Below are 15,167 nucleotides of genomic sequence, written 5' to 3' on the forward strand. Positions count from 1 at the left end.
AAGCCCTATCAGGACGCGGATACCAGGAAACCTGCGATGCCTCACTGGCTGGTGATAGATCTGGAAGCCACCACCGATGAAGGTGGCTGGCCAGTAACGGAAATGGAAATCATCGAAATCGGTGCCACCCTGGTGGACCGCAAAGGTCGCGAACTGGACCACTTCCAGCGTTTCGTGCGGCCACTGCGGCGGCCCTTGCTGACACCGTTTTGCCGGGAGCTGACGCACATCACCCAAGGCAATATCGACACCGCGCAACCGCTGACCGAGGTCTGGCCGGCGTTCGAGCGTTGGCTGGGCCAGCATCATTCACGCCTGGAAGGCTGGGCGAGCTGGGGCGATTACGACCGCAAACAGTTGGTTCAGGAGTGGGAACGCCTGCAACTCGACAGCGCCTTGAGCCGCGTGCCGCACATGAACCTCAAGCAGCGCTTTGCCAAGGCCCGGCGCCTGGAACGCCCGCTGGGGCTCAATGGCGCCCTGCAACTGGCAGGCATGCAGTTCACCGGGCAGCAACACCGGGCGCTGGAAGATGCGCGCAATACAGCTCGCTTGTTACCGCTGACTCTCCCCACCTAGAGTGGTGACGGCGCTCAAGGCCTTGTGCATACTGGCCGGCCCTTTTTAGCCCTTTTCGAGGAATCGCCCATGTTTAAAGTCAACGAGTACTTCGACGGCACCGTCAAGTCGATCGCCTTTGGCACCGCTGAAGGTCCTGCGACCATCGGCGTCATGGCTCCGGGCGAATACGAATTCGGTACCAGCCAGCGTGAAATCATGCACGTGGTCAGCGGCGCCCTGACCGTCAAACTGCCTGATGGCAACGACTGGGAAACCTTCGCGGCCGGTAGCCAGTTCAACGTGCCTGCCAACAGCAAGTTCCAGCTGAAAGTGGCCGTCGACACCGCTTACCTGTGTGAATACCGCGGCTAACCCCCGGGTTTTCATAGCGACAAAAAAATGCCCGTGTCATTGGACACGGGCATTTTTCATTCAGGGGGTTTTATTCGAGAATCGTCACCGGCATCCCGACTTCGAGACAACCGTTGCTGTCGTTGACCAGATTCTGCCCAAACATCGCGCCGTCGGCCTCGGCACGGTATTTCTGCAACGTGGCCAGCGGTTCCCGGTCATCGCTGCGCTCACCGGTCTGCGGATCGATGGTGGTCAGAATGCAACGTGAGCAGGACTTGACCACCCGAAACTCGACATCGCCGATGCGAATTCGCTTCCAGCTGTCTTCGGCATAGGCTTCGCTGCCCTCGATCACCAGGTTCGGTCGAAAGCGCAGCATTTCCAGGGACCGTCCGACCTTTTGCGACAAATCTTCCAGGGACGCCTGCCCGATCAATAACAATGGATAACCATCGGCGAACGCCACCTGATCATCGTCCTTGCCGTAACCGGCTTCGGTCATGCGTGCGCGATCGAGGGGAACCTGCACCAGGCGCGTCGGCTTGCCAATGAACGCACTGACCCACGCGCCCGCCTCGTCACCGGCATCCGGCACACGCAAGGTGTCGCGCCAGATCGTGACGCCACGCAGTTCAGCGTTGCTGGAGGGCAAGGCGATATCGATCGGAGAGTGGCCCGGAGCGCTGAGGGTCAAGCCGCCGTCGGCATTCCACAGCGCCGACAACTGGCTCATGGACGCTACAGCGCGCTGGGTCAGGAAGCGTCCGCTGGCCTCATCTACCAGCATCCAGCGTCGATCACCGTCCAGCCCCAGTTTGTCGAGGCCGACCTGTTGCAAGGTTTCACCCTTGCCGGATTTCAACGGATAACGGTAAAGCGCGCTCAGACGCAACATGGCCAGCTCCCTGGTGGTCAAAAAAGGCCACCCTATACGAGCTTGGTCACCGAATCAAAGGCAGAAAACAGAACACTCCCACAGGTCGTGATCAGGCCGGGACTTCGTCGAGCATCAGGCGCTGGCGGACCACGTCGACGAGTTTGTCCGGCTGGAATTTGGAGAGGAAGTTATCGCAGCCGACTTTTTTGACCATAGAGTCGTTGAAGCTGCCCGACAGGGAGGTGTGCAGGACCACATAAAGGCCACGCAGGCGCGGATCATTACGGATTTCGGTGGTCAGGCGATAGCCGTCCATTTCCGGCATTTCGGCGTCAGTGAACACCATCAACAATTTGTCGGTCATGGACACGCCCGTATCCGCCCAGGCCTTGAGCATGTTCAGCGCCTTCAAGCCATCGCTGGCAATGTGCATCTTCACACCCAACTGACCCAGGGTGTCGCGCAATTGCGACAGGGCGACATTGGAGTCATCCACCAACAGCACTTCACGGCCACGGGCGCGTTCAAGTACCGGATCGTCGAGTTTTTCGCGCGAGACCTTGGCGTTGTACGGCACGATTTCGGCCAGGACTTTCTCAACGTCAATGATTTCCACCAACTGGTCATCGACCTTGCTGATCGCCGTGAGGTAATGCTGGCGACCGGCACTGGCTGGCGGCGGCAGAATGGCTTCCCAGTTCATGTTGACGATGCGGTCCACACCGCCGACCAGGAACGCCTGCACCGACCGGTTGTACTCGGTGACGATGATCGTGCTGGTCGGGCTCGGGATCAGCGGACGCATGCCGATGGCCTGGGACAGGTCGATCACCGGCAACGTCTGGCCACGCAGATTGACCACGCCGCAGACGAACGGATGACGCTGTGGCATCAGGGTCAGTTTGGGCAGTTGCAGCACTTCCTGCACTTTAAAGACGTTGATCGCGAACAATTGCCGGCCGGCCAGGCGAAACATGAGAATTTCCAGGCGATTCTCACCCACCAGTTGCGTGCGTTGGTCTACCGTGTCGAGAATGCCGGCCATCAATGACTCCTGGGCTTGTTCTGATTAATTCACTTAAAGAGGGTTATCGGCTGTTATTGCCAGATCTTGACCCTGAGACAAAATGCCACGATCGAGCATTGATGTCACATTAACATCATGGTTTACTGCATCTGCGATTCACCTGCTTCATTCCCTGCCGCGCGACCATTGTTTGCACGATAGGTTCCCCCGCGTAAGGGATTCCCCTAGTAACAATCAGGCCCAACCTGATATTCGCAATATCCAATAGCCATTAATGTGACGCCATTCTCATTGCATGAACGGAGTCAGGCTTTTGTGTGCGATCGCAGGTAAGTGGCCATCCACCCTCTCGAGTTCCCAAGCCTGCCATCAGGCCTGCGGGAGCGCGATCTCATGCCGGCATGGCAGCGTCGGGACGTTGGACGTCCTGGTCGACATACGCGACATCCCCTCATTTGACATGACGTTGTGGAGATAAGCATGCCGAACAAACCCAAGCAGTGGGCTCAGCGTTTGCCGGAGTTTCTTGTCGAGGCAGAAACCCTCCTGGCTAAATCGGAGGAGTGCCTGAGCCACCTGCAGCTGATCAGCAATGACAAGGACGCAATCGATTGCATGCTCAGCAGTCTGCTTAAACTGGCGAGCCGGGCCGATGCCCTGGCGCTGGAAGCCGTGTCGGAATTTTCCCTGCATATTCACGGCTTGCTGAACCACGCCCACACCCACATCGACCTGCACGAGCAAGCACTGGGCGCGCTGAAGGATTGCTTCACGTTGATGGCCTGGCAACTCGAACTCATCGATCAGACCACCGGGCAGCTTAGCCTGGATGACAGCGAACAGACGTCGCTGATCGAAGCGTTTGCAGTCCAGATTGGACAGAGTCATTTTCAGTTAACGGCTAATTCCAAACCGTTTACGCTCGTTTCCTATTCGGAACGGCAGGCTTGAATTAGTCTGACAACTTAGCTATGCGTATTCTTATTGCCATGCAGCCGCTCTATAAATGAGCGGGCTCATGTCGCAATTGAATATTTCATACCTTTGCGCGACAACTCGATATTAATCGTTATTCCCCTCCGTAAAACTTTTCCATAGTGGAACTATCGTCCGCGGCGATATTCCCTGACTCTATGGACATATATACCAAACGCGACCAACGGTATCTTAAGTGGTATTATGCCGACCATTAGTTGACGCCAATTAATGGCAAAGTGGCTTCAGGTCAGAGCCGGCCGATAAAGGCTGTAGTTCCACCTCTGAAGCGCGCTCTGCCCAAGACCAGTCACTACAGATTTTCAGACAGAGACCCGTCAGCCACTATGGCCGGTCTGCCCGCAGCGAACATTCATTGGCTCCATCCGCTATGTACGCCAGCCTCAAGTCAGTCACCTCATGGCCACCTTCCCAGAAAAACGCTCGACGGCTCACGCTATTGCTGTGCACCTGCTCGGCTCTTGGCAGCCTGCTGGTCTTCGGTCTCTCCCCCCCCCTTGCACTGAGCTTGTTGGCGTTCAATATCGCGGCACTGGCCTGCGTCTTGGTCCAGGATCACCTCTCTGGCAAGTCGATAAAATTCGAACCGCAAGAGCTGGCGGACCGCCTGTTGGAAGTACAGGAAAATGAACGCCATCGCCTGAGCAGAGAATTGCACGACGATATTGGCCAGTTGCTGACCGCCGCAAAGCTGCAAAGTGAATGGCTCAAACGTCGGATGCCTGATGAAATGCAGGCCCAGTGCGCAGTGCTTTGCGACACACTGGAAGAAACCCTGACCAAGGTTCGTGACGTCTCGGCCATCCTTAATCCCAGGCAGTTGACGAGCCTAGGGCTGGAAGCCAGTTTGCGTGCGCATCTGCTCAAGACCCTGGCCAACACCTCAGTGCACTGGAGCCTGGAATGCCATCAACGGTTGACGGGTGTACCGGAAGAAATGGCGGTGGCAGCCTTTCGAATCACCCAGGAAGCAGTGACCAATATTTTGCGTCATGCCGAAGCGAAAAATCTTCTGGTACGACTGCAACGCATGCCCCAAGGCCTGACACTATTGATCAGCGACGACGGCCAGGGTTTCGCACCCGTGGTTGATCCCGGTCGAGAGGGACAGCGCGGGATGGCCGGGATGCGGGAACGGATCGATCAGTTGGGCGGGACCTTGGCCGTGACCAGTGAGCCGGGCAAAGGCACTCAAATCGAAGCACTCTTCCCATGGGCGCCGCGTGCGCTCGAACGGGCCAGTACGAATAAGGTTTTGCATTGACTTGTAATTTACTTCTGGTGGACGACCACTCGCTGATCAGGGCAGGCGTACGCGCCCTGGTGCTGGATATCCCCGGCTATGCGGTAGTTGGCGAGGCCAATGACGGCTCGCAGCTGCTCGAAATTGTCGAGAAACTGGCTCCTGACATTGTTCTGCTGGATATCTCCATGAAGGAGACCAGCGGTCTTGAAGCCTTGCAGCGTCTCAAGCGGGTGCGCCCGCAAAGCAAGGTGCTGATCTTGTCGATGCACACCGATCCCGCGCTCATCATGCAAGCGCTGGAGTCTGGCGCTCATGGCTATTTACTCAAGGACACCACGGCCACCGAGCTGGAACATGCGCTGGATGCCCTGCGCAACAATGAACGCTACCTCAGCCCCGCCATCGCCCACACGGTCATCAACCAGGCGCTGATCCGGAACCAGAAACAGCAGCCGGAAACGCACGAATCACATAACCTGACGGCGCGGCAACTGGAAATCCTGCGACTGATTGTTCGCGGAAAATCCACCCGGGAAATCGCCAATGGCCTGGGCCTCAGTATCAAGACCGTTGAAACCCACCGTTCGCAGATCATGAAGCGCCTGCAGATCTACGATGTGGCCGGCCTGGTTTTGTTTGCCGTTCGCGAGCAAATCATCAGCCTGGACGATTAGCTGACCGCGATGTACTCAAAAGCGGTGAGTTCTCCGGCAAATGCACGCGCAATGCCGCGGCACGCGCCGTAAACCGCAGGTTGTCGCCCTCCAGAGGTTCGCCATCAAGGTTGATGTGCAGACCTTCCGAGACCTTGATCTCGACCCAGGGCAAACGAGCGCGCACAAACATGTTGTCGATGCCAAAGCCATCGGCCAGCAGGTTTTTCAAGGTACCGACCACTTCCTGCGGCGCCGGTAAAATACTGATATCCAGCAGACCATCGTCAGCCAGCGCCTCCGGGCACAGCACATGCCCACCTCCCGCCTGCCGACCATTGCCAATACCGAGCGCCAATAGCTCGCCGCGCCAATGAAAGTCCGGCCCCTGCAACTCGCCATAAGCCGCATGCAACTCGCTGAAGCGCGATAAACCGGTAAACAGATACGCTGCGCCGCCGAGGACTTTTTTCAGGTCTTCCGACGTATTGGCCGTGACCTGGCTGCCGAAACCGCCCGTGGCCATGTTCAGAAAGACCTGCCCTCCTACTTCGCCCAGATCGATAGCGTGTGGTGCAACCTCAAGAAGATCCAGTGCCAGCGCTGGTTCTAGAGGCACGCCAGCCGCGCGAGCAAAATCATTGGCCGTACCCAAGGGCATCAGGACCAGGCTGGCCTGATTCGGGTGCGCCGCCAAGGCCTCGGCGATATCGCGTAACGTGCCGTCGCCACCACCGGCAATCAGTTGCGTGTAGCCTGCGCTTAGCGCTTCTTCCACCAACCGCTGCGCGTCACCCGCTTCCCAAGTCAGTCGGACCGCCAGTATCCACCCCTGCTGGCGCTTGCCTTCGACGGCCGCGCGGACCTCCTCGTTGAGTGCCTGCTTGCCATGCAGAATCAACAGCGCCTTGCGCTCACTCATTGTTGTAACTCCTGATTCGAATTCATTCAGAAGATGTTGACCTCACTGCCCCCTATAAAGGTCGCTCTGCGTTGAGATATTTCAAGGCATGGAGGTTTGCGGTCCTACAGACCGGGATATTTTCTTACGATATATGAGGAATCGGCTCAATTGACCCATCAAGGCGATTGGTTCACCTTGGTGTCGGCGCTTATCAGTCATCAAAAGCAAATACACAGGGATGTGCAAACAATGATCAGACACTCATCAAGGGCTACAAAAAACACACGCTATACGAGCTTCGGCCATTCAAAGGGCATTGATGCAAGGAGTGCCTTTCTCCATGCAAACTCATGACATCAAGTTGCCGTTCAACCCGGCGAAGCCGTTCTCGGAAAATCGCGCCGGTCCTCAGGCTGAATTCAACAACAACGCAAAACCCGCTGCAGGAGTTGACATGGAACCTCGCGTCATTGAACTGGAAACTCATCTGAAATACATCCGAAGAGACATGGATGAAGTGCGCAATGACGTCAAATCCATCAAGCACAGACTTGCCTATTCGGCAGGCGGGGCGGCGGTCGTCCTCGGGCTGTTGGGTTGGGTTGCCAACAGCCGCTTCGATCAGGTCGTGACACTTCTCGTTCGTTAAGCGTTAGCCATGCAAGCAAGACCCGACAGCTTTATCGGGCTTGCGGCAAATGAGCACGACGAGATCAGTTCAGGACTTCGCTCAGAGGAATGAACATGACAGGGTCATCCTCGATCAACGTGCGATCTTCCAGCACCTCAACCAGGCCATCAGCCCAAGCGGCACTGCGAAGTACGCCAGAGCTCTGATTCTTGTAAATGATCGCCCGGCCATTCTCCAGGCGTCCACGCAAGTACTCTCGTCGATTGCCAGCTTTTGGCCAGACGAATCCGGCCGGCACCTGAAACTTCAGCGGCTCGACCTCTTTTACACCCTGACGGCGCAGAAGATAGGGTTTTGCCAACAACGCAAAAGTGACCAGTGTCGACGCCGGATTGCCGGGCAAACCAATCACAGGCACACCGCGAAAATGCCCAAAGGTCAGTGGCTTACCCGGTTTAATGGCGAGTTTCCACAGCGTCAACTCGCCGGCCTCACGCAAGGCCATGCCCAGGAAGTCGGCTTCGCCTACCGACACCCCGCCCGTAGAGAGGATCAGATCAACATCCTTCAACTCGCCCAGACGGGCACGAGTGGTTACCAAATCATCGGGAAGAATGCCGGCATCGATAACTTCACAACCCAGGCGATGCAACCAACTGCACAGCAACACGCGATTGCTGTTGTAGATTTGCCCTGGGCCCAGGGCCTGCCCCGGCTCGACCAATTCATCTCCGGTTGAGAGAACCGCAACACGGACCTTGCGAACGACATCGAGCTCAGCGCATCCCAGCGATGCCGCCAAGCCCTGTTCGATTGATCCAAGGCGCGTGCCGGCCGGCAAAACAAGTTCGCCAACCGTTGTTTCCTGACCTTGAGGCCGGATGTTCTGACCAGGGGTCATGGGCTCGATGAAACGGACTCGATCGTCCGCCTGAACCTCGGCATTTTCTTGCATCTCGACACAGTCGGCGCCTGCTGGCACCGGTGCACCGGTAAAGATTCGGGCACAGGTACCGGGTTGCAGCGGTTCGGGCGCCTGACCTGCAAATATCTTCTGACTGACCACCAACGGTTCACCCGTCCAGTCAGCGACCCGCAGGGCGTAGCCGTCCATGGCACTGTTCGGCCAAGGTGGCAGATCAAGGGTTGAAACCAGGTCATCGGCGAGCACGCGCCCCTGAACCTGCGCCACAGGCAAACGTTCACGCTCGCGGATGGGCGACGTCTCTGCCATCTCCAGCAAACGCGCCAGCGCCGTCTCGACCGGCATCAGGCTGCCGGTTTTACCTGGCTTACCCACGGGATTCACAGGGTTCAGCCTGCTTCAAGTGAGCCACGAAATTGCAGGGACGATGCCGAGAATCCAGCTGTTCGGCGAGAATGCCATCCCAGCCAGTGCGCACGGCATTGGTCGAACCGGGCAGGCAGCAGACCAGCGTACCGTTGGCCAAACCGGCCAGCGCCCGGGACTGGACGGTCGAGGTACCAATGTCGGCAACGGAAATCTGCCGGAACAGCTCACCAAAACCATCTACCTGCTTGTCCAACAGGCAACTCACCGCTTCTGGCGTGCTATCACGGCCGGTGAACCCGGTGCCACCAGTAATCAGCACAACCTGCACCACCTCATCGGCAATCCAGTTGGCGACTTGCGCGCGGATTTTGTAGAGATCATCTTTAAGCAACACCCGAGCGGCCAGGTTGTGGCCGGCGGCACTCAAGCGATCGACGAACATCTGGCCTGAGGTATCGGTTTCCAGGGTTCGGGTATCACTGACTGTCAGCACCGCGATGTTAAGCGGCGCGAAAGGTACATCAGCCTTGGCTTTCATAGGCTCGTCCAGTTGTAGGAAAAACAGCTCGGTGTTATATCACAGCGCTTCACTTTTTCAGCGCCCCCATGGAGACCTGCCATGACCTCGAACCCAGCATTGCCACCCTGCTCCATTCTGCTCCTGGCAGGTGGCCGCGGCCAACGCATGGGCGGGCAGGACAAGGGTTTGCTGGAATGGCACGGCAAGCCGCTGATCGCGCACCTGCATCACAAGACCCGCGACCTGAGCGATGACTTGATCATCTCGTGCAACAGAAACCTGGACACCTACGCGCCTTACGCTGATCAGTTGGTTCATGACGACGAAGGCGATTTCCCCGGCCCACTTGCCGGGATTCGCGCCGGCCTCAAGGCTGCCCGTCATCCTTATTTGTTGGTGTTGCCGTGCGACGTACCCCGCATCAACGCCGAACTGCTTCACAGCATGCGCGAAACCGCCAGCCAGCATCCGGACAAACCGCTGATGCTGCGCCAGGGCGCACATTGGGAACCGTTGCTGTGCGTTATCCCTGTTTCACTCTGCGACGCGTTCGACACGGCATGGAATGAAGGTGAACGCAGCCCTGGACGCATCATGCGCAAACTGGAGGCAACCGCCCTGCAATGCGCAGACAACGACCCGCGACTGGCCAACCTCAACACCCCGCAATTGTTAAGCACGCATACCGTGTCAGAATGACACTAGCCAAGGAACTTGCGTGCGTTGTGTACGTCTACAAGCTCAGTAACCAAAAGAATTTTTATTCGGAGATACACTCATGACTCATCGGACCCTCGCCACTCTCATGCTCGCAGCAGGCCTCGCGACTTTGGCGGGTTGCGCATCGCCGACAGTGATCACCTTGAATGACGGCCGCGAAATCCAGGCAGTCGACTCGCCAAAGTACGATGAGCAGTCGGGCTTTTACGAATTCGAACAGCTGGATGGCAAGGAAACCCGCATCAACAAGGATCAGGTTCGTACCGTTAAAGAGTTGTAATCTTTACTGCACCTGCCAGATAAGACAAAGCCCGCTTTATGCGGGCTTTTTCGTGACCGGGATTTTTCACCACTGCAAGGTGATGGTGCTTTCAAACGCTCTTTCCTGGCCGGTGACCGGATCCACAAACCGCAATCCCTGCGCGAGCAGTTTCAGCGGATTGGCATAGTCATCTTCAACGTCCTTGAGCACCTGTGGGTAAAACGGATCGTTACAGATACTGGCGCCCAGCGCAGTCATGTGAACCCGCAATTGATGTTTCTTGCCCGTCACCGGGTAAAGCGCATACCGCCAGAGATCCCCGTTCTTTTCCCGAACCTCGACGGCTGTCTCGGTATTGCTGATACCCGGACCTTCCTGCATGCGGAAAAACGGCTCGCCATCGATGAGCCGGCTTTTATGCACCAAGGGAAAGGTCAGATCAGGCAATGCAGGGGCGATAGCCTCGTAGTTCTTTTCAATCTGCCGTGTCGGAAACAACGACTGATACGCTGAACGGCTCTGTGGGTTGGCGGAAAACAGCACAAGCCCCGCGGTATGCCGGTCAATGCGATGCAACGGCACCAGGTGTGGGTTATCCAGACGACGGATCAATCTTCTCAGCAGCGTTTGTTCAACGTACTCGCCTGCCGGAGTCACCGGCAAAAAATGCGGTTTGTCAGCAACCACCAGATGCTCATCGGCATAGAGGATCGACTCTACCACCGGGATCGGATTTTCGTCCGGGACCTCACGGAAATAATGAATCCGCAGCCCTTCCTTGTACGGCAGATCAAGTGCGATAGGCATTCCGTGCCCGTCGAGCACGCGACCGCGGGCCACCCTGTCCAGCCATTGTTCACGACCGATAGCGCTGAAATGTTCGCACAGGCAATCGATAACGGTCAGCCACGAACCCGGCGGCAAGTAGAGTGTGCTGGCCTGGTTGTGTGCGGCAGAAAAAGATGAAGTGGACATACGAAAGCTCTGACCCTCAATACAGGGCGGCATTATCCAACAGTGGCCGAATCGAACCTAGCAGAGAATCCTCACGCCGGAATCTGCGTGCGCGCCGCGGCTTCGGTGAACTCCTTGAGCCAGCGCAACACATCGACGGCTTCCCAGCGAGCCGGGTCGTAAAGTGCGTACAACAACCCCTGATAGCCCACGACATCAAGCTGCCGGTGGTAACCCGCACGCTGGAACAACGCCTCGATCTCGGCAAAACAGGTGTTGAAGTGCAGTTTGTTAAAAGGCGTTTTTCCTTCCGTCACCAGACCGTCCAGACGCAATTCGAGGACAGCCTCGCGCACAACATCGACCGACATCCGGTTCACGCTGTTTTTCAATTGTTCGACATTGACCACGATTCATCCCTCTCACGCCTGGAACTGCCTTCCCAACCCCGCAAACTCGAGAGGTAAGGCAGCACTACGAATAACTGTATACGCATACAGTATCCGAAGAGCATCGGTTAAGCCAAGGGGATCAGTCGCAAAGTTCGACAGACGGGACCATCGCCAGCACAAAAACCGCTTAACGCAAGAACGCCACCACCTCGTCGGCACTGAATGGCCAACCGAGTTCCGCGCCGGTATCGACTCGTCGCAGGACCGGAATACGCAGACTGTAGGCGGCGAACCAGGTTTCATCGTCAGCAATATCTACCAGCTCGACCAGCAGACCGCGTTCGACAAACTCCATCAGCATCGCTTCGGCCACTTCACAGAGATGGCACCCCAAGGTGCCGAACAACTGACATTCAGGAAGCATGAGCGCTCAACCGCGAAAAATTAAGTGACTATTCTAGGCCTGCCCCGAAAAGCCGTCGAGCCGTCGAATCGTCTGCCCGGCAGCAAGAATCGCCATGATGGCGGAATAACCCTGACGCAAATCAGGCGCCGTTTGCGCCATTTAAGCAATGCTCACGTTTTTTTTGCTTCTACGCTTGAGTAGCCAGCGTCGTTCAGCGGAGTTTTTTGTGTTTGCCAATCTCTTGATTATTCTCGTCTCCTCTCTAGTGGTCATAGCGTTGTTCCAGCGCCTGCGATTGCCCCCGGTGCTGGGTTACCTGTGCGTGGGGCTGATGATTGGCCCGACCGCCTTCAACTGGGTGAATGAGAGCGAAGGGTTGCCACACCTTGCCGAGCTAGGCGTGGTGTTCCTGCTGTTCTCCCTCGGTCTTGAGTTTTCCCTGACGAAAATGATCGCACTGCGACATGTGGTGTTCGGTCTGGGCAGTTTGCAAGTGCTGGCCTGCGGACTGTTGCTGGGGGTTCTGCTGATGATGTTCGGGATGCCGGTCACCCCTGCGCTGTTGCTGGGCGCGGGGCTGGCGCTGTCGTCCACTGCCATCGTCAGCAAGGAGCTGACCAGCCTTGGCGAAATTTTCAGCAGTCATGGCCAGAATGCCATCGCCGTATTGCTGTTCCAGGACGTGGTGGCCGTCTTGCTGCTGACACTGGTGCCCGTGTTCGCCGGCAACAGCGATCAGGCATGGTATTGGGCGCTGCCCCTGACCCTGATAAAAACCGTGGTGTTGTTCGGCGGTTTGCTATTGGCCAGCCGCTGGTTGTTGCCAAGGCTGTTCCATGAAGTCGCCGCCGCCCGTTCCGCCGAACTGTTCGTACTGCTGGCGCTAGTGATTGTGCTGCTGACGGCCTGGCTGACTCACTTGCTGGGTCTTTCCCCTGCCCTCGGCGCGTTCCTCGCCGGCATGTTGCTGGGCGAAAGTCATTATCGGCATCAGGTCGAGGCCGATATCCGCCCGTTTCGCGACATTCTGCTCGGGTTGTTTTTCGTTACCATCGGCATGCTGATCAACTTGAATCTGTTCGCCAGCCACACGCTGCTGATCCTTGGCCTGACCCTGGGATTGCTGCTGATCAAGGGCACCGTGGTGGCGCTGCTGGTCAAATGGCGTGGCAGCGACGGCGAAACTGCCTGGCGCAGTGGCCTGGCACTGGCCCAGGGGGGTGAGTTCTGCTTTGCATTGATGGCGCAGATGCAGCAAAGCGACCTGATGCCCGCGCACCTCGGCGGCTTATTACTGGCTGCCACGTTCTGTTCGATGCTGGTCACGCCACTGATGCTGCGCGCAGCCCCATCCATCGCAAAACATCTGCATCGAAAATCCAACAAGGAGGCACAACTTGAAGAGATCAGCGCGCTGAATGCGGATCTGGACAAGCATGTGGTCATCTGTGGTTACGGGCGCGTCGGCCAGTCCATCGGGCGCTGCCTGAGTCATCAGCAACAACCTTACATTGCGCTGGACCACGATCCGGTCAGGGTCGAGGAAGCGGCCGTCAGCGAAAGCAGCGTGCACTATGGAGACTCGCGCCGAGGTGAATTACTGCTTGCCGTCGGACTGGCGCGCGCCAGGTTGCTGGTGATCGCGGTGGACCAACCTGACATCGCGCTGGAGATCCTCAAGGAGGCTCGCCGAATCAATTCAAGAGTGCCGATTCTGGTTCGTACCCGCGACGACAGCCAACTGGCCGAACTGAAAGAAGCCGGCGCCAACGAAGTCGTACCCGAGTTGCTGGAGTCCAGCCTGATGCTCGCCTCCCATGCACTGATCATGCTGGGACTGCCCGCCCATCAGGTACAGGAGCGGGCCGATCAGATCCGGCATGATCGCTACCGGATGCTCCACGACTTTTATCCGGGAGCCGAAGATGCAGAGAAGTAATTCAGTCCTGACTGACGGCGCCGATCTTGTGCACCGACAAATCCGCGCCGTAGTACTCCTCTTCCTGGCTCAAGCGCAGCCCATGAAACGCCTTGATCGTTCCATACACCGCAAAACCGCCAGCCAGCGCCACGACCACACCCAGCGAGGTGCCGATCAACTGGCTGATCAGACTTACACCGCCCAGGCCGCCCAACGCAGTCTGGCCAAAAATGCCGCACGCGATACCGCCCCACACGCCACACAGACCGTGCAAAGGCCACACACCCAACACATCGTCGATATGCCATTTGCCCTGCGCCGCGGTAAAGCACCAGACAAACAATGCACCGGCGATGGCGCCGGTCACCAATGCGCCCACCGGGTGCATCAAGTCGGAACCGGCGCAAATGGCCACAAGCCCGGCCAAGGGGCCGTTGTGCAGAAAGCCTGGGTCGTTGCGCCCGACGATCAGCGCCGCCACGGTGCCACCTACCATGGCCATCAGCGAGTTCACCGCTACCAGCCCGCTAACGCCTTGCAGGGTCTGGGCGCTCATGACGTTGAAGCCAAACCAGCCGACAATCAGGATCCACGAACCCAAGGCGAGGAAGGGAATGCTCGACGGTGCAAACGCCACCAGGCGGCCGTCGCGATAGCGTCCTTGTCGTGGCCCGAGCAACAACACCGCCGCGAGAGCCAGCCAGCCGCCCATGGCATGCACCACCACGGAACCGGCAAAGTCATGGAAGCTGGCGCCGAATCGCGCCAGCAACCAGGCCTGCAGACCATAATTGCCGTTCCAGATCATCCCTTCGAAAAAGGGATAGATGAACGCCACAATCAGCGCGGTCGCGCACAACTGCGGGACGAACCGGGCGCGTTCGGCAATACCGCCGGAAATGATCGCCGGGATGGCGGCTGCAAAGGTCAGCAGGAAAAAGAATTTCACCAGTCCATAACCATGGTCGGCATTGATCACCGCCGCCGGTTGCATGAACGTCACGCCGTAGGAAATCCAATAGCCTATAAAGAAGTAGGCCAGGGTCGAAATGGCGAAGTCGCTGAGAATCTTCGACAAGGCGTTGACCTGGTTCTTTTGCCGAACCGTGCCAACCTCAAGAAAGGCGAAACCGGCGTGCATGGCCAACACCATGACCGCGCCAATGAGGATGAACAATGTATTGGAGCTATGGACCAGACTGTCCACAGCGCTTTGCAGATTTTCCATGGAATGGCAGACCTTAAGACTGAAAAAAAGCACCAAAGCAGTTCGTGCAAACCATCGATGCACCAAGTTGCGGCTTATACGGATCGAATTACTGATCCCCATGAACCGCTTTGGCGCATCAGAGCGAAATCGTCGCGCGAGTTTTTATTGTTTGAGTCGAGGTTTTCCTGAAATCATGCCCGGCAACAGCGCATCGGCGCCGGCAAACGCACCACGACACA

General features: G+C 57.5%; 18 protein-coding genes. 9 read left to right on the forward strand and 9 right to left on the reverse strand.

Annotated elements, in window-relative coordinates; translation table 11 throughout:
• Positions 1–36: 36 nt before the first annotated feature.
• A complete protein-coding gene (locus BK660_RS06320; protein WP_123432602.1) occupies positions 37–579 on the forward strand; it encodes a 3'-5' exonuclease in 543 nt (180 codons plus the stop codon).
• A gap of 69 nt (positions 580–648) precedes the next feature.
• Complete coding sequence (ppnP, locus tag BK660_RS06325) at positions 649–933, forward strand: pyrimidine/purine nucleoside phosphorylase (RefSeq protein WP_034151340.1); 285 nt, start codon at positions 649–651, stop codon at positions 931–933.
• 70 nt (positions 934–1,003) lie between these two features.
• On the opposite strand, the gene BK660_RS06330 is transcribed toward ppnP, so the two are convergent.
• On the reverse strand, positions 1,004–1,810 hold the full coding sequence (locus tag BK660_RS06330; protein WP_123432603.1) for an MOSC domain-containing protein: 807 nt from the start codon (positions 1,808–1,810) through the stop codon (positions 1,004–1,006).
• 91 nt (positions 1,811–1,901) lie between these two features.
• Positions 1,902–2,837, reverse strand: a complete 936-nt coding sequence (locus tag BK660_RS06335) for a chemotaxis protein CheV (RefSeq protein WP_123432604.1) — start codon at positions 2,835–2,837, stop codon at positions 1,902–1,904.
• A 462-nt stretch (positions 2,838–3,299) separates the two neighbouring features.
• On the opposite strand from BK660_RS06335, the gene BK660_RS06340 reads away from it, so the two are divergent.
• The 3 genes from BK660_RS06340 to BK660_RS06350 all read left to right on the forward strand — a co-directional run bounded on the left by BK660_RS06340 (position 3,300) and on the right by BK660_RS06350 (position 5,735).
• On the forward strand, positions 3,300–3,770 hold the full coding sequence (locus tag BK660_RS06340) for a hypothetical protein (protein WP_123432605.1): 471 nt from the start codon (positions 3,300–3,302) through the stop codon (positions 3,768–3,770).
• 415 nt (positions 3,771–4,185) lie between these two features.
• Positions 4,186–5,079 carry a sensor histidine kinase gene (locus BK660_RS06345; protein ID WP_123432606.1) on the forward strand — a complete coding sequence of 298 codons (894 nt, stop codon included), beginning with the start codon at positions 4,186–4,188 and terminating at the stop codon, positions 5,077–5,079.
• On the forward strand, positions 5,076–5,735 hold the full coding sequence (locus tag BK660_RS06350) for a response regulator transcription factor (RefSeq protein ID WP_123432607.1): 660 nt from the start codon (positions 5,076–5,078) through the stop codon (positions 5,733–5,735). Before BK660_RS06345 ends, BK660_RS06350 begins: the two co-directional genes overlap by 4 nt.
• Here the strand turns inward: BK660_RS06350 and yegS are convergent.
• Entirely contained in the window at positions 5,719–6,636 is a 918-nt protein-coding gene (gene yegS / locus BK660_RS06355; protein ID WP_123432608.1) for a lipid kinase YegS, read from the reverse strand. The genes BK660_RS06350 and yegS overlap by 17 nt on opposite strands.
• Before the next feature lie 322 nt (positions 6,637–6,958).
• On the opposite strand from yegS, the gene BK660_RS06360 reads away from it, so the two are divergent.
• On the forward strand, positions 6,959–7,267 hold the full coding sequence (locus tag BK660_RS06360; protein ID WP_123432609.1) for a hypothetical protein: 309 nt from the start codon (positions 6,959–6,961) through the stop codon (positions 7,265–7,267).
• Positions 7,268–7,331: 64 nt separating this feature from the next.
• Here the strand turns inward: BK660_RS06360 and BK660_RS06365 are convergent, their stop codons facing one another.
• Positions 7,332–8,519 (reverse strand): molybdopterin molybdotransferase MoeA, encoded by a 1,188-nt coding sequence (locus tag BK660_RS06365; protein WP_185045027.1) that lies wholly within the window; start codon positions 8,517–8,519, stop codon positions 7,332–7,334.
• A 22-nt stretch (positions 8,520–8,541) separates the two neighbouring features.
• On the reverse strand, positions 8,542–9,081 hold the full coding sequence (moaB, locus tag BK660_RS06370; RefSeq protein ID WP_123432611.1) for a molybdenum cofactor biosynthesis protein B: 540 nt from the start codon (positions 9,079–9,081) through the stop codon (positions 8,542–8,544).
• 81 nt (positions 9,082–9,162) lie between these two features.
• Between moaB and mobA the strand changes: the two genes are divergently transcribed.
• Entirely contained in the window at positions 9,163–9,762 is a 600-nt protein-coding gene (mobA, locus tag BK660_RS06375) for a molybdenum cofactor guanylyltransferase MobA (RefSeq protein WP_123432612.1), read from the forward strand.
• A gap of 79 nt (positions 9,763–9,841) precedes the next feature.
• Positions 9,842–10,063 (forward strand): YgdI/YgdR family lipoprotein, encoded by a 222-nt coding sequence (locus BK660_RS06380; protein ID WP_123432613.1) that lies wholly within the window; start codon positions 9,842–9,844, stop codon positions 10,061–10,063.
• Between the two features lie 66 nt (positions 10,064–10,129).
• Here BK660_RS06380 and BK660_RS06385 read toward each other — a convergent pair whose 3' ends face one another.
• The 3 genes from BK660_RS06385 to BK660_RS06395 form a co-directional block, all read right to left on the reverse strand.
• Positions 10,130–11,020 carry a pseudouridine synthase gene (locus BK660_RS06385; protein ID WP_123432614.1) on the reverse strand — a complete coding sequence of 297 codons (891 nt, stop codon included), beginning with the start codon at positions 11,018–11,020 and terminating at the stop codon, positions 10,130–10,132.
• Between the two features lie 71 nt (positions 11,021–11,091).
• Entirely contained in the window at positions 11,092–11,409 is a 318-nt protein-coding gene (locus tag BK660_RS06390) for a transcriptional regulator (protein ID WP_027925747.1), read from the reverse strand.
• A gap of 169 nt (positions 11,410–11,578) precedes the next feature.
• Entirely contained in the window at positions 11,579–11,815 is a 237-nt protein-coding gene (locus BK660_RS06395; protein ID WP_007973483.1) for a glutaredoxin family protein, read from the reverse strand.
• A gap of 208 nt (positions 11,816–12,023) precedes the next feature.
• On the opposite strand from BK660_RS06395, the gene BK660_RS06400 reads away from it, so the two are divergent.
• Entirely contained in the window at positions 12,024–13,736 is a 1,713-nt protein-coding gene (locus BK660_RS06400) for a cation:proton antiporter (protein WP_123432615.1), read from the forward strand.
• 1 nt (position 13,737) lies between these two features.
• Here BK660_RS06400 and BK660_RS06405 read toward each other — a convergent pair whose 3' ends face one another.
• Positions 13,738–14,946 carry an ammonium transporter gene (locus BK660_RS06405; protein WP_123432616.1) on the reverse strand — a complete coding sequence of 403 codons (1,209 nt, stop codon included), beginning with the start codon at positions 14,944–14,946 and terminating at the stop codon, positions 13,738–13,740.
• Positions 14,947–15,167 lie beyond the last annotated feature (221 nt).

The sequence above is a fragment of the Pseudomonas brassicacearum genome (assembly GCF_003732265.1).
Classification (GTDB): domain Bacteria; phylum Pseudomonadota; class Gammaproteobacteria; order Pseudomonadales; family Pseudomonadaceae; genus Aquipseudomonas; species Aquipseudomonas brassicacearum_D.

Bases quoted from the DNA above. Each gene is read 5' to 3' on its own strand.
- BK660_RS06380 (WP_123432613.1), top strand. From the start codon at position 9,842: ATGACTCATCGGACCCTCGCCACTCTCATGCTCGCAGCAGGCCTCGCG.
- mobA (WP_123432612.1), top strand. From the start codon at position 9,163: ATGACCTCGAACCCAGCATTGCCACCCTGCTCCATTCTGCTCCTGGCA.
- BK660_RS06405 (WP_123432616.1), bottom strand. From the start codon at position 14,946: ATGGAAAATCTGCAAAGCGCTGTGGACAGTCTGGTCCATAGCTCCAAT.
- BK660_RS06345 (WP_123432606.1), top strand. From the start codon at position 4,186: ATGTACGCCAGCCTCAAGTCAGTCACCTCATGGCCACCTTCCCAGAAA.
- BK660_RS06385 (WP_123432614.1), bottom strand. From the start codon at position 11,020: ATGTCCACTTCATCTTTTTCTGCCGCACACAACCAGGCCAGCACACTC.
- BK660_RS06365 (WP_185045027.1), bottom strand. From the start codon at position 8,519: ATGCCGGTCGAGACGGCGCTGGCGCGTTTGCTGGAGATGGCAGAGACG.
- BK660_RS06395 (WP_007973483.1), bottom strand. From the start codon at position 11,815: ATGCTTCCTGAATGTCAGTTGTTCGGCACCTTGGGGTGCCATCTCTGT.
- BK660_RS06360 (WP_123432609.1), top strand. From the start codon at position 6,959: ATGCAAACTCATGACATCAAGTTGCCGTTCAACCCGGCGAAGCCGTTC.
- BK660_RS06330 (WP_123432603.1), bottom strand. From the start codon at position 1,810: ATGTTGCGTCTGAGCGCGCTTTACCGTTATCCGTTGAAATCCGGCAAG.
- moaB (WP_123432611.1), bottom strand. From the start codon at position 9,081: ATGAAAGCCAAGGCTGATGTACCTTTCGCGCCGCTTAACATCGCGGTG.
- ppnP (WP_034151340.1), top strand. From the start codon at position 649: ATGTTTAAAGTCAACGAGTACTTCGACGGCACCGTCAAGTCGATCGCC.
- yegS (WP_123432608.1), bottom strand. From the start codon at position 6,636: ATGAGTGAGCGCAAGGCGCTGTTGATTCTGCATGGCAAGCAGGCACTC.
- BK660_RS06335 (WP_123432604.1), bottom strand. From the start codon at position 2,837: ATGGCCGGCATTCTCGACACGGTAGACCAACGCACGCAACTGGTGGGT.
- BK660_RS06340 (WP_123432605.1), top strand. From the start codon at position 3,300: ATGCCGAACAAACCCAAGCAGTGGGCTCAGCGTTTGCCGGAGTTTCTT.
- BK660_RS06320 (WP_123432602.1), top strand. From the start codon at position 37: ATGCCTCACTGGCTGGTGATAGATCTGGAAGCCACCACCGATGAAGGT.